At 42.7% G+C, this 19,861-nt stretch carries 15 protein-coding genes and 1 tRNA gene; 11 read left to right on the top strand and 5 right to left on the bottom strand.

What is annotated here, in order from left to right; translation table 11 throughout:
* The first annotated feature begins 409 nt into the window (after window positions 1-409).
* Window positions 410-883, top strand: a complete 474-nt coding sequence (locus tag J2128_RS12200; protein ID WP_348632402.1) for a carbonic anhydrase — start codon at window positions 410-412, stop codon at window positions 881-883.
* A gap of 208 nt (window positions 884-1,091) precedes the next feature.
* On the top strand, window positions 1,092-1,349 hold the full coding sequence (locus J2128_RS12195) for a hypothetical protein (RefSeq protein ID WP_209691697.1): 258 nt from the start codon (window positions 1,092-1,094) through the stop codon (window positions 1,347-1,349).
* An 18-nt stretch (window positions 1,350-1,367) separates the two neighbouring features.
* Here J2128_RS12195 and J2128_RS12190 read toward each other — a convergent pair whose 3' ends face one another.
* On the bottom strand, window positions 1,368-2,762 hold the full coding sequence (locus tag J2128_RS12190; protein ID WP_209691696.1) for an MFS transporter: 1,395 nt from the start codon (window positions 2,760-2,762) through the stop codon (window positions 1,368-1,370).
* Window positions 2,763-3,261: 499 nt separating this feature from the next.
* Between J2128_RS12190 and J2128_RS12185 the strand changes: the two genes are divergently transcribed.
* From J2128_RS12185 to J2128_RS12155, 7 genes are all read left to right on the top strand, one after another.
* The gene (locus J2128_RS12185) at window positions 3,262-4,011 is read left to right on the top strand and encodes a DUF6293 family protein (RefSeq protein ID WP_245323733.1); all 750 of its coding nucleotides are present in this window, start codon (window positions 3,262-3,264) and stop codon (window positions 4,009-4,011) included.
* A 64-nt stretch (window positions 4,012-4,075) separates the two neighbouring features.
* Window positions 4,076-4,148, top strand: a tRNA-Cys gene (locus J2128_RS12180).
* A 62-nt stretch (window positions 4,149-4,210) separates the two neighbouring features.
* Window positions 4,211-5,443 carry a site-specific integrase gene (locus J2128_RS12175; protein ID WP_209691695.1) on the top strand — a complete coding sequence of 411 codons (1,233 nt, stop codon included), beginning with the start codon at window positions 4,211-4,213 and terminating at the stop codon, window positions 5,441-5,443.
* A gap of 153 nt (window positions 5,444-5,596) precedes the next feature.
* Window positions 5,597-6,709, top strand: a complete 1,113-nt coding sequence (locus J2128_RS12170) for an ORC1-type DNA replication protein (protein WP_209691694.1) — start codon at window positions 5,597-5,599, stop codon at window positions 6,707-6,709.
* 417 nt (window positions 6,710-7,126) lie between these two features.
* Window positions 7,127-9,712, top strand: a complete 2,586-nt coding sequence (locus J2128_RS12165; protein WP_209691693.1) for a type I restriction-modification system subunit M — start codon at window positions 7,127-7,129, stop codon at window positions 9,710-9,712.
* 2 nt (window positions 9,713-9,714) lie between these two features.
* On the top strand, window positions 9,715-10,905 hold the full coding sequence (locus tag J2128_RS12160; protein ID WP_209691692.1) for a restriction endonuclease subunit S: 1,191 nt from the start codon (window positions 9,715-9,717) through the stop codon (window positions 10,903-10,905).
* A complete protein-coding gene (locus J2128_RS12155; RefSeq protein ID WP_209691691.1) occupies window positions 10,902-14,060 on the top strand; it encodes an HsdR family type I site-specific deoxyribonuclease in 3,159 nt (1,052 codons plus the stop codon). Before J2128_RS12160 ends, J2128_RS12155 begins: the two co-directional genes overlap by 4 nt.
* A gap of 125 nt (window positions 14,061-14,185) precedes the next feature.
* Here the strand turns inward: J2128_RS12155 and J2128_RS12150 are convergent, their stop codons facing one another.
* The 4 genes from J2128_RS12150 to J2128_RS12135 are packed head-to-tail and all read right to left on the bottom strand — an operon-like array spanning window position 14,186 to window position 18,183.
* Window positions 14,186-17,308, bottom strand: coding sequence for a hypothetical protein (locus J2128_RS12150; RefSeq protein ID WP_245323730.1), 3,123 nt, complete (start codon window positions 17,306-17,308; stop codon window positions 14,186-14,188).
* Complete coding sequence (locus J2128_RS12145) at window positions 17,305-17,664, bottom strand: hypothetical protein (RefSeq protein WP_209691690.1); 360 nt, start codon at window positions 17,662-17,664, stop codon at window positions 17,305-17,307. Before J2128_RS12145 ends, J2128_RS12150 begins: the two co-directional genes overlap by 4 nt.
* Window positions 17,657-17,926: a hypothetical protein gene (locus J2128_RS12140; protein WP_209691689.1), complete on the bottom strand. Its 270-nt coding sequence runs from the start codon at window positions 17,924-17,926 to the stop codon at window positions 17,657-17,659. The genes J2128_RS12145 and J2128_RS12140 overlap by 8 nt, the downstream gene beginning before the upstream one ends.
* Complete coding sequence (locus J2128_RS12135) at window positions 17,926-18,183, bottom strand: hypothetical protein (RefSeq protein WP_209691688.1); 258 nt, start codon at window positions 18,181-18,183, stop codon at window positions 17,926-17,928. The genes J2128_RS12140 and J2128_RS12135 overlap by 1 nt, the downstream gene beginning before the upstream one ends.
* Before the next feature lie 311 nt (window positions 18,184-18,494).
* Between J2128_RS12135 and J2128_RS12130 the strand changes: the two genes are divergently transcribed.
* Window positions 18,495-19,247: a TIGR04255 family protein gene (locus J2128_RS12130; RefSeq protein WP_209691687.1), complete on the top strand. Its 753-nt coding sequence runs from the start codon at window positions 18,495-18,497 to the stop codon at window positions 19,245-19,247.
* Window positions 19,234-19,818, top strand: coding sequence for a hypothetical protein (locus J2128_RS12125; RefSeq protein ID WP_209691686.1), 585 nt, complete (start codon window positions 19,234-19,236; stop codon window positions 19,816-19,818). Before J2128_RS12130 ends, J2128_RS12125 begins: the two co-directional genes overlap by 14 nt.
* Window positions 19,819-19,861: the final 43 nt, after the last annotated feature.

The following is a 19,861-nucleotide window of genomic DNA, read 5'->3' as shown; positions in this document are numbered from 1 at the left end:
ACTCATTCCGAACCCGGCAGTTAAGCCTGCTCACGTCAGATGGTGTACTGAGATACGCGAGTTCTCGGGAAACATCTAACGCTGCAACTGCTTAAGAGAGATTGTGAGTGTCTTTTTTTGTGTTTTTGATTTAGTTTTTTGATTTAATTGTAAGTGAATCCTGGCAGACGTTTTTTGATAGATTGTGTTTGTTATTTCAATGTTTTTTCGTTTTCCTTTAGTTTTAGTTTTAAATTTTGCGTTGTTTTTGTGTCTTTTACTGATGTCCGGGACACAGACCGGATGACGGATTGTTCTTTTTTGGAGCTGTAGTTTCAATGCAGCATATCGTTTATTTCTGGAAGAGGATTTTGGGAAAAACAGGGAATTTTATAGGAGTCTTGCGAACGGTCAGAGTCCGTTCGCACTTGTGATAGGCTGTTCCGACTCCCGTGTAAATCCCGAAAAAGTATTTGGAAGTAAAGCTGGGGAACTTTTTGTACACAGGAATATAGGAAACATTGTGGCGGAAAACGACTCAAACCTGGGGGCTGTTCTTGAGTATGCAGTTGGTGAACTGGGTGTCAGATATGTGATTGTCTGTGGACATTCAGGGTGCGGGGCGATGAAGGCGCTTTTAACCGGCGGGCACGGGAAGTATATTTCTTCATGGCTGAAAAATGCCACAGAAGCAAAAGAAATTCTCGACAGCCTGGACCTTCCTGAAAAAACCGGTGAAGACAGGAATAACAAACTGATTACCCTTGAAAAAGAGAATATCGGGGTGCAGGCTAAAAAATTGTTCAAATATGATTCCGTAAAAAAGGCAGTGGGGAATGGAAAACTGTCCATAAAAGGATTTTATTATAGTCTTGAGGAGGGGACGGTTGAAGAAATTGTATAGATGAATCTTTATCTGGCAGTTTTTTTGGGTAAATTTTTTAGACTTAATTCAGCACTTTTTCAGACCTTTTCGATTACCTGTAGTTTTTTGGGTTTGATGAGTTACGTAATGCAGAAAACTGAAATTGAAGTGGATTTGTCCGGGACAGTTTTCATGTAAAAGACTTCAGAAAGTATAAAATACATAAGGTAACAGATTTTCGGGTTATATGACAGTTAGAGTCAATGAACAAAAAGACCTAATTGAAAAGGCGGATGCGCTTTTTAAGGCCTACGATAATTTTGAAATTATATCAGACGAACTTGCATCGCTTGGTTTTCAAATAACAGGGGGAAATCCCGATGTGGCGGCTCTTGAAAATACCGGCCTGGAGGTTTATGTACATGTAAATCTTGGAGAAGACGGCAGAGTATTAGGCTATGATATAATCACTTTTGACGAGATAAAAAAGAGTTTCAGTAAATAAATATTGATTTTTTTCTGTTTAATTCCCTTTTCTGAGATTTCCTCTTTTGAGGCAGACTATAACATTTGCAGCACCGAGAACTGCCATAAGAAGAAATACGGACTGCATCGACCCAGTGAACTCAGAAATAGTACCTGATGAAATTTCGGCTCCCCCGGTGTATATACTTATAATTCCGGCTGCAATGCTTATGCTTGTTATATTTCCAATCTGCTCAAAAGTGTTTGCGATTCCTGATGCTTCACCGTGGTAATCTTTTTTTACTGAGCTCATTACCGCATTTTTGTTTGGTGATGAGAAAAGAGCATATCCTGTCCCGGTGAGGGCGAGCAAAACCGTAATAAAAAGGGGGTTAATGCTTTTCATATCTATAAATGCATATATGATGAGAGTTGACACGATAAGAGACATTCCGGCTGCTGTCAGGTATTTTGGCTCTTTTTTGTCTGACAGGTGACCCGTTGCAGGAGACAAAATCCCCTGCATCAGGGATATCGGAATGAGCAGGACTCCGGCATAAAAAGCACTGTAATTAAGCCCCTTTTCAAAAAATATTGAAAATGTATATGAGACCGAGCCTATTGTGGAATAATAAAGGAAATCAGCACAGACTGACAATGAAAAAAGCCTGTTATTTTTAAACAGAGAAAGCATTAAAAGCGGGTTTTTGGCAGATTTTTCAGTTTTTACAAAGAAGACCAGAAGAATAACACCGCATATAATGAAAAAAATCCTGTGCGATGAGAAAATTCCTGTTATTGCTGCCGTTATGAGAAATAATGCCGGACAGAAAAGAATCATTCCCTTAAGGTCAAAGCAGGTATTTTTTTCCCTGATTTCTTCAGTTGATAAATTTTTAATTCGCATTGCAAGAATTCCGGCTGCAAGTGAGGCAAAAGATGGTATAAGAAACACCGACTGCCACCCTAACGTCTCGGCAGATATACTCCCGGCAGTCATTCCTATGATATATCCGAAGTATCCTGCGAAAAGGAAAAAACCAAGTGCTTCACCTCTTCTGTCTGTGCCGTAGGCTCTAGTGAGAAGAACCAGAGATGATGCTGTCATCATTCCGTCTCCCATGCCCTGGACGAACCTGAAAAGTATTATCTCCGCGCCTGATGCAGAAATCGCGATTAAAAGGGATGATATTGCAAATATCATGCCGCCTGTAAAAAAAATCCTGAGATGCCCGAATATGTCACCAAGTTTTGCAGCAGGCACAAGAAACATTACTGCGCCCAGGAGATGCGCCTGAAGGATAAGCCCCAGATCCGAAGCATTTAAACCCAGATTACCGGCTATTATCGGGTTTGCAAGTGTTATCGCGGATATCATGAAATAAATGGAAAATACACCCAGACCTGTTGTCAGTGAGATGTATCTGGAGTATGAAAAAAAGCTGTCAGGCATTGTTATTAAAATAATTTATGCGTTTGAATATCATATTTGTCATTTGTTGATCCAAGGTTTTTGATTTATTGTCTGATCTTTTTTTGTCGCATTCTGAAAATACGAAAATTAAAGTTCTTTATATGAATTCTTTGTATACCAAATAAAAAAAGGGTTTTTTTTATAGTTCGACAATTGCTTTGCCTGAACTTTTTGATCTGTTTTTATGCAAACATCTGGAAGATGGCTATTACGAAGTCTAATACCATTTTCCACCAGTCAAGGTTTTCCCAGAACATCATTAATCATTACTCCTTTTGTGGTTTTGCTGCTCCACTGTTTTTTTTGGCTTTGCAGTCCACACTTAAACTTCAAGTTTGATTATGTATAAAGTTATCAATTGAAAGAACTTTTTACAATATTTTTCAGAAAGTATGGTGCTCTTCGAAAAAAAAATGCCAATACCTATTGTTGTGCGAATATTATTTCCACTTAAGCTTATCCGCAGGAATGTATTTAAATGAATTTATATGGGATAAGCCAGAGAAATGTTATATTCAGCATGACGAGTACCCATATAGTGTTTGTAGGCCACCATAAGAAAAGACTGATAGAGTCCCTGAAGATGTCAGGTGACTTTCCTATGGGGAAAATAATTCTTATAGTGGGTGAGCAGGAATCAAGCGGAGAGGAGAAGTCCAGAACTGTAGCAGAAGAGATAAAAAAGGACCTTCTTTCCGTTGTCAGCACCGAAATTGCATATATAGACAAAAAAGATGTAAAGAGGGGGGCATTGCAGATAATCGATTTAATTAAATCCGAGGAGAGTTCCGGGAGGGATGCTGTGGTGAACATAAGCGGTTCGCTTCGGACTTTTGCGGTCTCCGCGTATATTGCGGGTTCAATAACAAAGTCAAGAGTAATAACCTCGATTCCAAAATATGATGCCAATGACAACGAGATAGGAATAGAAGAGGTAATTGACGTGCCGGTCCTTCCCGTGTGCTTTCTGCGTGATGAGCAGATGCAGATAATCCTTTCCATAGACGGGGGGGTGGACTCTCTTGATGAGCTTATAATCAGGATGAAGCCTTCGATGGAGAAATATTCTGATGAGTTTTACAAGGAGAGGAGCCGGGTGAGTCATCACCTGAAGGTCCTTGAAGAGAGCGGTTTTATAGTGAAGAACAGGAAAGGAAGAAATATATCAGTGACACTCTCCGCTCTCGGCATGATGATGCTTCATGTCAGTGACTGCCAGACATCGTAATCTTTGTCTGGTCTCAAACCGATATCTTTTATATTCAATATCACTAATGATAATAGGCAATTCTGCCAAGGTGGCGGAGCGGCCACGCGGTCGCCTGCAGAGCGACTATAACCCCAGTTCAAATCTGGGCCTTGGCTTCACGAATTCACGTTCAAATCTCCCCCCAAACTCTTTTATATTCAGCTTCTGAATTTCTTTTATGGGAAGTTCCACAGCACCCACTCGTATTGACAGTAATTTTCATTACGTCAAGTCTGCCTACGCAGACAAATCCTTTAAAAATGCACTAACAGAAGATCGGATAATCCAGGATGACATTGATCTCATTTATGAATTCATAACTGAGCTTCAGGCATCCCAAAACATCGGACTTCTGAGAACAAACAAGATAATCTACACTCTTGTTAACTGGAGACGCTTTATCTGTCCTTACAGAGATGCAAACATCTCTGATGTTTACAAAGCAATCTCTGATTTAAAACAGGCAAAGACACAAAAAGGCCTGCCGTATAAAACGAACACCATTCATGATTATATCATTTTTCTGAAAAGATTCTCGTTATGGCTAATAGAGAACAACTACTCATCGCTGCCAAAAGAAAAAATAATGAGAATCAGACCTCCAAGGATTGATTCACAAACAAAACAACCTGACCAGCTTCTTTCAAAAGAAGAAATAGAAGCACTACTAAAAGCCTGCCTGACTTCAAGAGACCGGGCGTTAATAGCACTCCTCTATGAATCCGGATGCAGAATCGGTGAAATCGCCCGACTTACATGGGGAAGGGTAAAATTTGATGACTATGGAGTTATCCTAACAGTTGAGGATACAAAATGTAACACACAGCGTTATGTCAGACTTGTAATGACGAAGCCTTACTTTTCTGCATGGCGCCAGGACTATCCTTTTGACTCAAAAGACGATGCACTTGTTTTCATAACACACAGGAAAACCCCGTTAAAACACGGGGCAGTAATGAAAATACTTGAGCGGCTGAGTGACAGGGCAGGAATAAAAAAACACATAACGCCACACATATTCAGGCACAGCAGAATCACGCACCTCATAAATGACGGCATGAACGAATCTGTAATCAAGTTGATGATGTGGGGAAACATTAACACAAAAATGTTTCATACATACGCTCACCTGACCGGTGGTGACATCGACCGTGAAGTCCTCGGCAGCTATGGTATTGTTCAAAAAGAGGAGAAGGAGAACCATGTCCTTGAACCGGTAATGTGTGCGAATTGTATGACAATCAATCCGCCGGGAGCAGAATATTGTGCTCACTGCGGAAAATCATTATCGGAGAATGCCGCTGCCACAATTGAAGAGATGGCAGAGGATGTCCTTTCAAATCCGGACATGTTAAGGAAAATGATAACAGAGATTCTTGAGGAAAGGCTAAAAGCTGCTTCAAAACCCTAAGTGTCAAGATGAAAACAATTACCAAATTTTTTCTTATAATGCGCCTTCTAAATTAAAATTCACAACAAAATCACGCTGCCCATAAATCCGCCGCAGGCGTTCTGAAAGTAAAATGCCTGCAGGTTTATTTGCTCTTAAAAGTGACCTAAAATTATGAGTCAGTTTTTGAAATGGGACCAGACTTTGTTTAGGGATCTTCAGACTTTCGAGTCTGACTTTATCCCTGACAGGTTTTTATTCCGGGATGAACAGATGAAGGAACTCTCATACAATCTCAAACCTGCATTATTGGGGTGCTCACCGGTGAATACGGTGTGCCGGGGACTTCCGGGAACAGGAAAAACAACATGCCTGAGAAAACTTTTTTCTGAGGCAGAGATGCACACAAAAAAGCTTGTTACTGTATATGTGAACTGTCAGATTGACAGATCTCCGTTTTCTATATTCTCAAAGATGTATCAGAAGCTTACCGAAGGTAGAGCAGCACCGGCCGGCGTTTCGTTTAACAATCTGATTGCAGCCACAGCCAGGAAGATTGCAGAGGAAAAGAAGGTAGTTCTTCTCTGCCTTGATGATGTTAATTACATCAATTCCGGCGATGCCATGAACACAACGCTTTTCACTGCTTTAAGGCTCCACCAGGAGTATGAGGGAGTAAGGATGGGTGTTTTTGCAGTCGTGTCCGATGTTCACAAGAATATTTTCTCCGGTCTTAATGCCGGTGTTCTTTCCTCTTTCCGGCCCGCTGACATTTACTTTCCGCCTTATTCTGCTGCAGAGATGCATGACATTTATCAGGCCAGAATCACCCAGGGCGTTTATCCGAATGTGATTTCCAAAGATATTCTTTCCCTTATTGTTGACTATTCGATGAAGACGGGTGATCTCCGTGTCGGCCTTGACCTTATCAAGAGGTCTGTTATGGCCGCTGAGAACGATGCCAGGACCTCTGTAACAGAAGAGGATGTCGGCAGGGCCTTCACACTTTCCAAGGATGTTCATGTAAATGAGACGCTTAAGACACTGAAGCCAGGTGAGAGGCAGCTTTTTGAACTCATTGGTGAGATGAACAGGGAGTCTGAAGAGAAGGGAGACGCTGCCGGCGTTACATCCGGACAGGTGCAGCGGCGTGCGAAGACTGAACTGAATATTGGTTATACTTACTTTTTTGAGTATATTAAAAAATTAGAAGAGCTTCGGCTTGTTGATGTTGTGAGGAGGGATGGGGTGCATGGGAGGATGAGTTATGTGGAGGTGAGAAAGTGAATAAGCCGCTGCCTTTATTAATTAAAACCTAAGTTTGCCAATTTGGATTCAACAACCCATGAAGTGTGATACTGATCCTGTCCAGGTTTATATTGGATTGTTCAAATTCATATCTCTTAAAAAGAGCATCCTGAATGTCAGAAATTATTTCCTCTCTGTTGGCTCCGATGAATTCAAGAACACAGTAAAGAGTTCATTCACGAAATGATTCAAGGTCAAAAATATAACGTATTTCAGATCTGTTTATCCTTAAATTTTGAACGATTCAAACATTTCTAGGAATATACTTAATTTTTTGTACTGGCAAAGTCAGGCTTTGACATAAATTTGATTTTTGCTTTCATTCTCATCAAAAAGCAAAGATACATAGTTAAAAGCACCAATTTTAAAGTATAGGTTATTTAAGAGACATCACCCATGAATAAACAGCAGCTCGCCAATAAAATATGGGAATCCGCAAATAAAATGCGTTCCAATATTGAAGCTAACGAGTACAAGGACTATATTCTTGGCTTCATATTTTATAAGTTCCTATCAGATAAGGAAGTAAAATTTCTAAAAGAAAATAATGCAACTGATAAGGATATTGCACAGATTTCTGAGACTGATACGGATACGGTTACATTTATTCAGGAGAAGCTTGGCTACTTCATCTCTTATGAGAATCTGTTTTCTACCTGGCTTTCGATGGGTAGTGATTTTGACGTTTCGAATGTTCGTGATGCCTTGTCGGCATTTAATCGCAAAATCAGTGATAAACACAAAAAGGTTTTCGATGGTATTTTTGCGACTCTGGAAACCGGTTTGAGTAAGCTTGGTGATAGTCCTGGATCTCAAACTAAAGCGGTAAATGCGCTTATTCATCTTATTAAGGATATTCCGATGGATAACCGGCAGGACTATGATGTTCTTGGGTTTATTTACGAATATCTTATCAGCATGTTTGCTGCAAATGCCGGGAAAAAGGCTGGCGAGTTCTATACACCGCATGAGGTTTCCCTCTTGATGTCCGAGATCGTGGCTGAACATCTGAAAGGAAAGGAGATGATCGATATTTACGATCCGACAAGCGGTTCAGGCTCTCTTTTGATTACGATCGGCCGATCGGCTGCGAAACATATGGCGGGTGAAAATAAGGTCCGGTATTATGCGCAGGAGCTGAAGAAGAATACCTACAATCTTACCCGTATGAATCTGGTTATGCGGGGGATTCTTCCCGATAATATTGTTACGCGGTGCGGGGATACTCTGGATAAGAAAGACTGGCCGTATTTTGAGGATACTGATCCTATTGGAACGTACAGGCCGCTGTATGTGGATGCGGTTGTTTCTAATCCTCCTTATTCCCAGCACTGGGATACAAAGGATATGGAAAACGATCCCCGGTATAAGCGGTTTGGGATTGCTCCGAAGACGAAGGCGGACTATGCGTTTCTTTTACATGATTTGTATCATTTAAAGCCTGAAGGGATTATGACGATCGTTCTTCCGCACGGGGTGCTGTTCCGCGGGGGAGAGGAGGGGACTATCCGCGAGAATCTGGTGGAGTTTAATCATATTGATGCGATTATCGGTCTTCCGGCAAACATTTTCTTTGGAACGGGTATTCCGACGATCATTATGGTTCTAAAGCAGAAGCGGGCTAATGATGATGTTTTGATTATTGATGCTTCGAAAGGGTTTGTAAAGGAGGGGAAGAACAATAAGCTTCGTGCGTCGGATATTAAGCGGATTGTCGATACGTATGTGAGCCGGGCAACGGTTCCTAAGTTTTCACGTGCGGTGAGCCGTGAGGAGATTCGGGAGAATGCGTATAATCTGAATATCCCGCGGTATGTTGATTCGTCCAATGAGGCTGAGCACTGGGATTTGTATGCACTGATGTATGGAGGTATTCCGGTATCAGAGGTTGCGGATTTGTCTACGTTCTGGGATGCGTTTCCTTCGCTTCGCAGTGATTTGTTTTCCGTGGGAACAAACGGATATTTGTCGCTTGCAGCGGGAGATGTCAGAGAACTGATTTCAAATCATGAGGATGTCTGCCGGTTTAAGGATTCGTTTACGGCGGCTTTTTCTGACTTTGACACGTATTTGCATTCTGAGCTAGTAGAGGGATGGGCATTGGTTAATACGGCGAAAGAGGAGGCTGTATTATCAGAAGATATTTTCTCGCGGCTTTCCGGAATTCCGCTGATTGATAAATATGCGGCGTATCAGGTTCTTGATGATTGCTGGCAGAGAGTCACGGTTGATTTAGAGATTTTGCAAAGTGAAGGGTTTGTGGCGGCGAAGAAGGTTGTGCCGAATCTGGTTTTGAAGAAAAAGGAAGGAAAGGAGGTTGAGGTCCAGGACGGCTGGCTAGGGTATGTTCTTCCGTTTGAGCTGGTTCAGGAGACAATGCTAAAGGAGGATCTGGTTTCACTTTCCCTGAAGAAAGAGCGGCTTTCTGAGATTTCGTCCGAGGTTGCGGATGTTCTTTCTTCGCTGTCTGAGGAGGAGCTGGAATCCGAGGCAGTGAATGAGGCGAAGGATGCTTTTACTGCGACGGGTGTTGCTAAGGAAGCAAAGCAGATCCGTGCGGAGATGAAAGGCGGAGCGGTGTTTGATGAGGATTCGTTTGAGCAGAAGCTTTTAACGGTTAATACTTTGTTTGATGAGGAAAAGGGGCTGAAAAAGCAGGTGAAAGCGGATGCCGCCCGTCTGGATGAGCTGACGAAGGAGACGATTGAGCATCTTTCTGATGCCGAGGCTCTTGATTTGCTTGAACGTAAGTGGATTTTGCCGCTGACGTCAGCTCTTGCAAAGATGCCGGAGGATGTTGTTTCCAAGCTGACGACTGCGGTGAAGTATCTGTCGGAAAAGTATGCGGTTACGTTTTCGGAGACGGAGGAGAGTATTCGCGAGGCGGAGAGTTCTCTTTCAGTGCTGACTGATGAGCTGGAAGGTTCTGAGTCTGATATGGCAGGACTTTTGAAGCTGAAGTCTCTGCTCGCAGGTGAGTGATAATGGGGAAGAGGAAGCCTGCACTCCGGTTCAAGGGCTTTGAGGAGGATTGGGATACGTTTAGATTGGAGGATCTAGTTCAAATTATTATGGGACAGTCGCCTGATGGTAGTACGTATTCAGAAACTCCAAGTGATTATATTCTTGTTCAAGGAAATGCAGATTTGAAAAATGGATGGGTTACTCCAAGAATTTGGACTACACAGGTTACTAAAAAAGCATCTGCTGGTGATTTAATAATGAGTGTTCGGGCTCCGGCTGGAACCATAGGAAAAACTGCATATGATGTTGTTCTAGGCCGTGGAGTTGCTGCAATAAAAGGAAATGAATTTCTTTATCAAAATCTCGTGAAAATGGAGTCAGATGGATATTGGAGAAAACTTTTCAGCGGTTCAACCTTTGAATCATTAAATTCCAATGACATAAACAATGCTGAATTATTTGTTTCTTCTAATACTGAACAAATGAGGATTGGGAACTTTTTCAACCAACTCGACACCCTTATCACCCAACAACAGCGAAAATACGATTCGCTTCTAAATGTCAAAAAATCTATGCTGGAAAAGATGTTTCCCAAAGACGGGGCGGACGTCCCGGAGATCCGCTTTAAGGGATTTAGTGGGGCGTGGGAACAGAGTCAATTTGGTGATATGGTAGATAGTTATCAAGACCCCATACCCACTCCCCATAATGGCTATACACGCTTGGGAATCAGGAGTCACGCAAAAGGTACATTTCATAGTTATGTGGAGAGGGGTAGAGAATTGGAAACTGCACAAATGCACAGAGTGGCTGCGGGCAATTTTATTGTGAACATAACCTTTGGTTGGGAACATGCCGTTGCAATTACTGAGGAAAATGATGCAGGAAAGCTGGTTTCTCATAGATTTCCCCAATTTCGATTCCGTGATGGCCTGAATCCTGAGTTTTTCAAATATGTGATTATCGATGAAAAATTTAGACATCATCTATGGCTTGCATCACCAGGGGGTGCTGGGAGAAATCGCGTACTCAAAATTAATGAAATGTTGGAGTACAAAATGGTATTTCCGTCTGAAGATGAGCAAGGAAAAATAGCCAATTACTTCAAAAATCTTGACTCCCTTATCACCCTTCACCACCAAAAACTCGACCACCTCAAACACATCAAATCTGCACTTCTCGAAAAAATGTTTGTCCCGGAGGCAGCATGACATTCCAAACCGAAGCCGAATTTGAAGAAGCCTTAATCTCAGCCCTCAAACGGAAAGGCTGGGGAGAACTTCCCGTCCTCAAATATTCAACAGAAAAAGAACTCATTGAAAACTGGAAAAACATCCTCCTCCAGAACAACAACGGCATAGACCGCTTAAATGGATATCCCTTAACCGACGGGGAAATGCAGCAGATCCTTGAACAAATAATTCTTCTCAAAACCCCCGTCAACCTCAACGGATTTATAAACGGAAAGACCATATCCGTTAAACGTGACAACCCTGACGACGTAGCCCACCTCGGAAAGGAAATCAGCCTCAAAATCTACGACCGACAGGAAATCGCCGCCGGGCAAAGCACCTATCAGATAGCACAACAGCCCCAGTTTACAACCCCATCTCCCATCCTCAACAACCGACGCGGAGACCTCATGCTTTTAATCAACGGCATGCCCGTCATCCACCTCGAGCTCAAACGAAGCGGCATCCATGTAAGTCAGGCATACACCCAGATAGAAAAATACTCGCACGAAAATATCTTCACCGGCCTCTTCTCCCTCATCCAAGTCTTCGTCGCCATGACGCCGGAAGAAACCGTGTATTTTGCCAATCCCGGGACTGACGGCATATTCAACAAAGACTTTTACTTCCATTGGGCAGACTTCAACAACGAATCAATCAACGACTGGAAAGATATTGCCGACTCCCTCCTCTCCATACCCATGGCTCACCAGCTCATTGGATTTTATACCGTCGCCGATGAATCAGACGGCAACCTCAAAGTCCTCAGAAGTTACCAGTACTACGCTGCAAACGCCATATCCGACCGGGTCGCACAACACCACTGGGGAGAATCAAACCCGCTCGGCGGCTACATCGGCCACACAACCGGAAGCGGCAAAACCCTCACCAGTTTCAAATCCGCTCAGCTCATCGCAACCTCAAAAGATGCCGACAAAGTCATATTCCTCGTAGACAGAATCGAACTCGGTACCCAATCGCTCAGAGAATACAAAAATTTTACCAGTGAAAACCAATCCGTCCAGGGAACCGAAGACACCCAGGTTCTCATCGCAAAACTCAAAAGCAGCAACCCGCAAGACACCCTCATCGTAACCTCCATTCAGAAAATGAGCAACATCTCCGAAGAAAGCAGTGTCAGCAAATCTCTTATCGATCAACTCAACACAAAACGCATCGTTATCATTGTTGACGAAGCCCATCGCTCGACCTTCGGCGACATGCGCAGAAAAATCCGTGAAGCCTTCCCCGACGCCCTCTTCTTCGGATTCACCGGCACCCCCATCTACGAAGAAAACCAGAAAAAATTCAATACCACAGCCACCCTCTTTGGCAACGAACTTCACCGATATAGTATTGCAGACGGCATTCGTGACAAAAACGTCCTTGGATTCGACCTCTACAAAGTATCAACACACAAAGATACAGACGTCAGAACCGCTGTCGCTCTATACAAAGCAAAAGCAGAAAGCATTGAAGATGTCCTGAGCGACCCTAAAAAAAGCCAAAAATACTACTATTACATGGACGCCTCCAAAGTCAAAATGGCAGGCTATGAAGGAAGCGACGGGAAATATGTCAAAGGCATCGAAGACTACCTCCCAAAAACTCAGTACCTAAGAATCGAACACCAGCAGAAAGTCGTTGAAGACATCCTCGAAAACTGGACCCGGCTAAGCCGCGGCGGAAAATTCCATGCCATCTTTGCAACAAGCAGCATCAACGAAGCAATCGACTATTACCGTCTCATTAAACAAACAAATCCTGACCTCAAAATAACTGCATTATTTGATCCAAACATCGACAATACCGACGGATTTGAAATCAAAGAAGACGGACTTGTTGAAATCCTGGATGACTACAACAAACGCTACCAAACAAAATTTACCCTCAAAGATCATCACCTCTTCAAAAAAGACATCTCCGCAAGATTCGCTCACAAAGAACCCTACACCAGAATTCAAACCGACCCCGAAGAACAGATTCACCTCTTAATCGTCGTAGACCAGATGCTCACCGGATTTGACTCCAAATGGATAAATACCGTATATCTGGACAAAATTCAGAAGTATGAACAAATCATCCAGGCATTTTCCCGCACAAATCGTCTCTTCGGTCCCGAAAAACCCTTCGGTATCATCAGATACTACCGAAAACCCCACACAATGGAGAGGAACATCAAAGAAGCCGTCAAACTCTATTCAGGAGAAAAAGTCTTAGGATTCTTCGTAGATAAACTCGAAGAAAACATTAACGAACTCAACAAACTCTATACCGACATAGAAACCCTCTTTGAAAATGCCGGAATTTCAAACTTTATCACAATTCCTGACGACATACCGTCCCGCAGGAAATTTGCCAAACTCTTCAAAGATCTCAACCTTCGCCTCGAAGCCGCAAAACTTCAGGGTTTCACTTGGAAGCAACTCACCTATGAATTCGGACATGGGAGCGGCAAACCAAAAACAACTGTGAATCTGCAGTTCGATGAAACCATCTATCTTATCCTGGCACTCCGTTACAAAGAACTCTTCGGAGATGCTGCAGGCGGAGGAGAAACAGCTGACATCCCCTTCGAAATTGATGGCTATCTCACCGAAATCAACACTGGTGCCATCGACGTTGACTACATGAACGCTAACTTTGACAAGTACTGTAGATCCTTAGACCAACCTAATCTTACAGAAGAAGAGCGACAAACCATCTTAGATGAACTGCACAAATCATTTGCAACCCTCACCCAGGAAGAACAGAAACATGCAGAACACATCCTCCATGATGTGGAGAGAGGTGACTTGAAGCTGGAGAGCGGCAAGACATTCAGGGAATATATTGCTCAGTACCAGGCATATGAGAAAAATGACCAGATATCCCGTATATCCTCAATATTTGGATTAAATACCTCTCTGCTTATAGAGATCATGACTGCAAAGGTAAATGAAGCAAATATCGACGAATATGGACGTTTTACAGAGTTAGAACATTCAGTTGATAAAGAGAAAGCTCGGAACTATTTCAGAGCGCTGGAAGGCAGTAACATTCCTGATTTCAAAATCAACGTAAAAATACACAATCTCCTTCAGGATTTTATTTTGCATGGTGGCTATGACATAGAGATTCCCGAGAATCTATGACTGCATAAGAGTTATCTCACTGAGGAATTGTAAAAACCCACATATCTTTTATTTGAATTAAAAAGAGGGATGAGAAAAGCATTTTCTACCATAATAAATTTTAAATCAGATATTTTTTCATTATTTTAACTCACCCCCTTCCTCCCATTCTCCTCTCTCAAAAGCCTCCCGTAACACCTCTCACAAATCGCAAGCTTCAGATCACAAGACCTAAACACCGCCTTCCCTTCATCGCAAAGACCGCACCGGCCGACATCAACACTCACTCTCTCAAAATCCGCTGCACACATAACGCCCGGCAGCGGCAGAGTAAACCCGCTCTCATTTGCACTTTTGCACTGGTTTACACTGACTTGCACTTTGGAAGTGCAACCAAACGGGCCGCCATAATAACTCTGTTTCTTATTTTGACTATCTTTTGCCTGTTTTCCAACTTCGTTTGCACTGATTTTGGAAACACACACAGAAGCACCCGGAGACGATAACGCAACTGTCCGCTTCTCCGTTCCTGAATTTTGGTGCAAACTACTATTTAGAGAGAGAAGCGTTTCATCATTTACCAATGGATTGGCAGAAGCTTCGCAGATTTCCGTTTCTTTCATTTGCACTTTTGAAGTGCAAACGTGGTGTAAACATGGTGCAAAAGTGCAAACATCAGAAGGCCCGGACGGGGAGGAGTCTTCTCCCAAGTCCCCACCGTCATCGCCTCCATCGGCGTCATTGTTCCCTTCTCCGCTGTTCTTGTCATCATCTCCGCCCTGCTCACTTCCCTCATCTATCCAGACCACACTTCCGGTATTCCACCTGTGGTAAATCTCATAGCTAAATGAAAACTGATTCTCTCTTCGGCGGACCATGCAGCCATCCATCTCCTCAGAGACAGTTGCGTCAATGAAACTTATCGCAGGGCACTTCTCAAGAAGTCCTGAATAAGAATTTCCTCCGTTAAAGTATCCCTGAAAGATTCTTCTTGCCTGATGATATGAAATGCCCATTGCTTCCTGAAGCATCCCGATTGTCAGAACTTTCCAGCCCATTTTGCAGATAGTGCTTAGAGCAGCGGCCTCATTCTTCGTAAGCTTTGTCTCCTGTCCTCCGCTATCGCCGTTAATCTGTGCATAAATCCTTGCAGCCGCCATGAAGTCATTAATGTCTGCCCGAATTGCAGGCAGGGATTCTTCAGAAACAAAACCCCTCTCACTTCCGTTATCTCCGCCGGCTTCATCTCCGGCATCACTTCCGGCCGGCCCGAAACTCTCCCGCTGCATCCTGAATAAAAGGGCATGGCACTTGATCAGATCAAAGAGAATTGCCGGATTACGCCTGTTCGCAGAGTTTGAAAACTGAACCTTCTCTGCAAATGGAATTGAGACATAGACATTTTCTTCCTTTAGCAGCGTCCACATACAGCGGCAGACCTCAGCCTCTTCAGGTTCGGAACTGATAATTTCCTCTGAAGCTTCCGTCCTTCTGATATGAAGAAGAACCCTTTCATCCTGCTCTGCGGAGTCATCAATCCACGTTGTGAGCATTCTGTTCATGACCTGATCATCTCCAACCGACTCAACCTTGGCAAGCCACCAGACGCACCGTTCCGGGATGCTGCATATCTTAAGCTGCCTGTCGGTCGTCAGTGTCTGATGCTCGATTCTGTCGCAGAAGTTTGCTGTCGCAGACTTCAGGACCTCCTGGAGATCTTCTGATAGACTGACATCATCGAAGAGAAACACAGTTCCGGGCCGAAGGTCAGGGTTATAGTATAGTGCCTTATCACTCACCGTTCCGGAAAGCCGGTAGTCTTCGGGTATCAGTTTTAGCATAGAATTGCAGGCATGTGATTTCCCCTTGCCGGAATTTCCGGAAACAGATACATGCAGGCCCTTTGTGTTCTCAACTGATTGTGAGGCAACAGACATAATCAGACATTCTGCAACAGTCCTGTCTCCGACATGAAACTTTGCGAATGTGTCAAGCATGAATGCCAGGGGATCTCCAGACCTTAGAATTTCAAGGGCCTTCTCTCTGACTGCATCGGGAAAAACTGAATTGTCAGAACTTTTATGTCCGGCTTTACTGCAGGAACTTCCCAACTCTTTCAGGCTCTTTATTGTCTTCTCCCTTTTGATTCCGAGTGCAGCGGAGTTCTTCTTTTCAGAAAACAGTCCGCTGCTTTTTTTCTTCCCCTCATACATCGCCCGGAGTTCCGGCCACCTCTGAACTCCGCTTCCGCATGAATTGTGATGGCATCCGGCAAAGATAGCGCCGGATTCAAACTGGATTGCAAATGCACCGTCTTTATGCTCACTCGAAAAAGGGCATTCAGAAAGACTGTACATCATTCCGCCTCTCCACGGTTTGATTGTCTTTATGGCAATCCCATAATTTCTGAGCCATTCGCCAAGGTCTATGGTGCTGCCTTCACTTCTGCGGTAATCGCTGCTGCTCTGATTTCTTCCTGCCGTCTTTGTTTCGTTTCCGGCCGGCTCTTTTGGCAGAAGGTCTGCAAGCTTTTTTAGTGTTTCTTTCGTCACTATCTGCGGCTGTTCCGGTGCTGATAATATCTTTGAAACTCTGTGAGGACGTTTATTGGTATCATCGCCCTTCTTTGATTTCGTTCCGTAAAGCTTCCAGATTCTGGCAGCGTTGAAGTTGCCGGTGTCAACTGTTACGGAAGTGTCAGAGAAGAATGTATCAAGAACTTCAAGGCATCTTTTTACAAGCTCGGCTGACTCTTCGCTGTTTTCAAGGTCTATCCGGTAAAGAAGGTGTGCACCGTTTCCGGAGTCGGCAAAAACCGGTTCGGGAAAACCTTCTTCAGATAACCATTCCTTAATCTTCGCTGCCTTTTCCAGTGCAAGTTTGTGCTCTGCATCAGATGATGAAACACCGCTCGGCCGCAGGGGATCAAGGTCAACCGGAAGCCACCTTCTTCTTATGATGTCTGAGTCGGCCGTTGTTGCGTCTTTCTTTGAGAGTTTCATTCTGATTCTGTTTGCACGCCTTGAAAGAAGGTCCGGGTTTATTTCGTTTAGTGTCACATAAACGCCGGAAACATCGCTTAGCCTGCTAACCACAGCTGCCTTTTCTGCAAGCAGTTTGTGGTCATCGAAGTAACCGCTATGGGCTGAATAGTCACTAATCGCCCGGACTTCAACAACACTGTCTGAGTCGAAGAGAACAGAGATTGTCTTTTCAATCTCATGTGCTGCTTTGTTTTCGCTGCTCTTCTCCTGTGATTCCGTATTCAAAGGAATACGCCTCCCCTTAAGTCCGGCATTATCTGAAAAAGCGGTGCGGAAACAACCTCTCCCCTCGCTACTTTCTGAAGAGAGAAGAGCGGGATTATGAATGTGCCTCTCACTGTTACAACATGAACAGACCTTCCGGCTGTGTTCATTGTTACATGGCCGGCGATTTCAGTCTCAAAAATTTCAGCCCATTCATCGCTGTTTTCAGTGCGGTTTTTCATAACCGGAACAGACCTGCCGTAAAAAATGAGGTTTTTTACATCCTCCGGGGTGATGTAAAAATGCTCATCTTCGATTATTATGTCAAGCTTTCCACGGCCTCCTCCCTGGATTATTCCGGAATATGGCTCATTCATCGCTGTCCTCTCCTGAATCGGATTTGTTGTCTCTGTTTTTATCTCCGGTTACTATCCGGGTTGTGGTATCAACTCTGTAAGAGTGCCCGGCTGTTCTTTTTACAGAGATTGTTTCAAGAGTGTCGCCTTTTTCCTGAATCACTTCATTGAGAGCTCTGGGTATCAGATACAGTGGATAGATTCGGGAGTTTTTTTCTGTGACTGCAGCGGCAGTAGTGGAAGGTGTGTCTGCTTTAGGTGCAGAATTTTTTCCGGATGCCATTAGTTTTTCACCTCAGCTGAGAGGGGACGTTTTATATTTTTATCAGACAGACGTATGTTGGCAGTTGGCGACAGGGTGCTGTGGAAATCAAACTGGTGCCGGCTGCCGCATGTTTTGTCATTCTGTTCATTTTTCGATTCTACAAGACGCCAGATGCCTGCTTCAAGCATCACTTTCCCGATATGTCCATATGCAGGATACTGCTTTTCAAAGGCTTCGATGTCTTCTTTTGTTACATTTCTTGGTTTTTTCTGCATGGTCTCACCTAAGTTTAATGGTGGTTTTTTTGCATCTTTTACCTGATTTTTTAATTCTTCAGGCGGCGTTTAGAAAATCCGCGGGGATTTGGTCATCACTAAAAGAAATTTAAATCCCGGTCTCAACTGTTCCCGGAATTTTCCAACGCTTGAATATTTTGTTAGTATTGGCAGATTTAAAGTTTAGGGGGGGTGTTTGGAGATGAGATTTAGTTAGGAATAAATTTATTATGAAAAAATGCAGAAAAATAAGAATAATTATATCTGTTGTGTATTGAAATATATTCCAATCAATAAAAAAGTGAAAACCAATGACTGAATATAAAAATTCTCCAATAAGAGAGGCTGTATGTGAATTCAGGTTTTCAAAAGAAACAGCATGGAATAATGATCTGTCTTCCAAACTATATGATATAATAAAATCAGAATTTCCAATTAAAGAAATAAGAAAAGAGCATCATTTTGAGGTAAAATTTGAGTTAAAACCTAGGAAAAAAGGAGTGGGAAATCAGAAAATTAAACAAAATGACAGATTTTTATTTCTTGATAAAGAGAGGAAATTCATTATTCAACTCGCTCCAAGGATGATATCAGTCAACGCTTTGAAGCCATATCCTTCTTGGGAAATATTTAAGGAAAAGATCGGCTATGCATATAATAAAATAAATGAACTGACAGATGTTCGTGGTATTGAAAGGATCGGATTAATATATGTTAATAAAATTGATCTCCCTGAGAAATTATCTGATTTAAAAGATTACTTTAGATTTTACCCACAAATACCGGAGAATCTAAATCTTAATGTAGGAAATTTTAATATGGGATGCGATTTTACATTCAATAAAGAAAACGACATGTGCAGGGTGCAGTTAGGAAGGGCAATACCGGAAAAAAAAGAGGGAATGGCATTTTTGCTGACAACAGATTATTTCACCGCAAAGCCGGGTTTAATATCTCCCGGTGATGCAATAATCTGGACCGAAAATGCTCATACTGAAATAAAAAAGATATTTAAGGGCTGTATCACAGAAAAAATGGAATCATTATTTAATGGGGCTGATTGAGATGTTATATTCCAATTCTCTCTCCGGTTATGGAACCGGGAGTCAGAAACGATACATATATCCTGAAGAGTATTATTCGGAAGAGTGTGGTGACTCACTGCAGGCAAAACTTCGGATTCTCTGGATAAGTTTGTTTAGTGATACAAATACAGAGTATCTTGAACAAATATTAGGCCAGAAGGAATCAGAAGAGTATATGTATGACAGTTCAAGCTGTTATAACAATATTGAACCCACTTTATTATATCTGGCTGATTATCTTGGAATGAGGCTTCAAAACGCCGAAGGTGTTATAGATTATATCACCAAACATCCGGGAATGTTTGATGTTGTTCTGTATGCATGTCTTCTGGCCTGTGAAGAATTTAATGCAGATTCGCAAGTATCTCTGGAATTATATAATGATAACGAGAGCTCTGATAAGTATCTGACAATATATATCCGTCAGGAGCATTATGTGGATGATATTATTGAAAAAATGGATAGTATCTGTGATGAATATGAGGCCGAACTGGCTGATCAATCAGGATGGCTTCTTTTGACAACAGACTATAAACCCCCTCTTCAATAAAAATGATTTTTTGCTGGTCGCAGTTTCTGGATGTTGCTAAATT

Source organism: Methanomicrobium sp. W14 (assembly GCF_017875315.1).
GTDB lineage: Archaea > Halobacteriota > Methanomicrobia > Methanomicrobiales > Methanomicrobiaceae > Methanomicrobium.
This window is presented reverse-complemented; position numbering and strand designations above follow the sequence as displayed.

What these genes read in the sequence shown, in the direction of transcription:
- J2128_RS12185 (WP_245323733.1), top strand. Translation starts at nt 3,262, where the DNA reads ATGAATTTATATGGGATAAGCCAGAGAAATGTTATATTCAGCATGACG.
- J2128_RS12175 (WP_209691695.1), top strand. Translation starts at nt 4,211, where the DNA reads ATGGGAAGTTCCACAGCACCCACTCGTATTGACAGTAATTTTCATTAC.
- J2128_RS12155 (WP_209691691.1), top strand. Translation starts at nt 10,902, where the DNA reads ATGACATTCCAAACCGAAGCCGAATTTGAAGAAGCCTTAATCTCAGCC.
- J2128_RS12160 (WP_209691692.1), top strand. Translation starts at nt 9,715, where the DNA reads ATGGGGAAGAGGAAGCCTGCACTCCGGTTCAAGGGCTTTGAGGAGGAT.
- J2128_RS12165 (WP_209691693.1), top strand. Translation starts at nt 7,127, where the DNA reads ATGAATAAACAGCAGCTCGCCAATAAAATATGGGAATCCGCAAATAAA.
- J2128_RS12125 (WP_209691686.1), top strand. Translation starts at nt 19,234, where the DNA reads ATGGGGCTGATTGAGATGTTATATTCCAATTCTCTCTCCGGTTATGGA.
- J2128_RS12190 (WP_209691696.1), bottom strand. Translation starts at nt 2,762, where the DNA reads ATGCCTGACAGCTTTTTTTCATACTCCAGATACATCTCACTGACAACA.
- J2128_RS12195 (WP_209691697.1), top strand. Translation starts at nt 1,092, where the DNA reads ATGACAGTTAGAGTCAATGAACAAAAAGACCTAATTGAAAAGGCGGAT.
- J2128_RS12170 (WP_209691694.1), top strand. Translation starts at nt 5,597, where the DNA reads ATGAGTCAGTTTTTGAAATGGGACCAGACTTTGTTTAGGGATCTTCAG.
- J2128_RS12140 (WP_209691689.1), bottom strand. Translation starts at nt 17,926, where the DNA reads ATGGCATCCGGAAAAAATTCTGCACCTAAAGCAGACACACCTTCCACT.
- J2128_RS12130 (WP_209691687.1), top strand. Translation starts at nt 18,495, where the DNA reads ATGACTGAATATAAAAATTCTCCAATAAGAGAGGCTGTATGTGAATTC.
- J2128_RS12145 (WP_209691690.1), bottom strand. Translation starts at nt 17,664, where the DNA reads ATGAATGAGCCATATTCCGGAATAATCCAGGGAGGAGGCCGTGGAAAG.
- J2128_RS12135 (WP_209691688.1), bottom strand. Translation starts at nt 18,183, where the DNA reads ATGCAGAAAAAACCAAGAAATGTAACAAAAGAAGACATCGAAGCCTTT.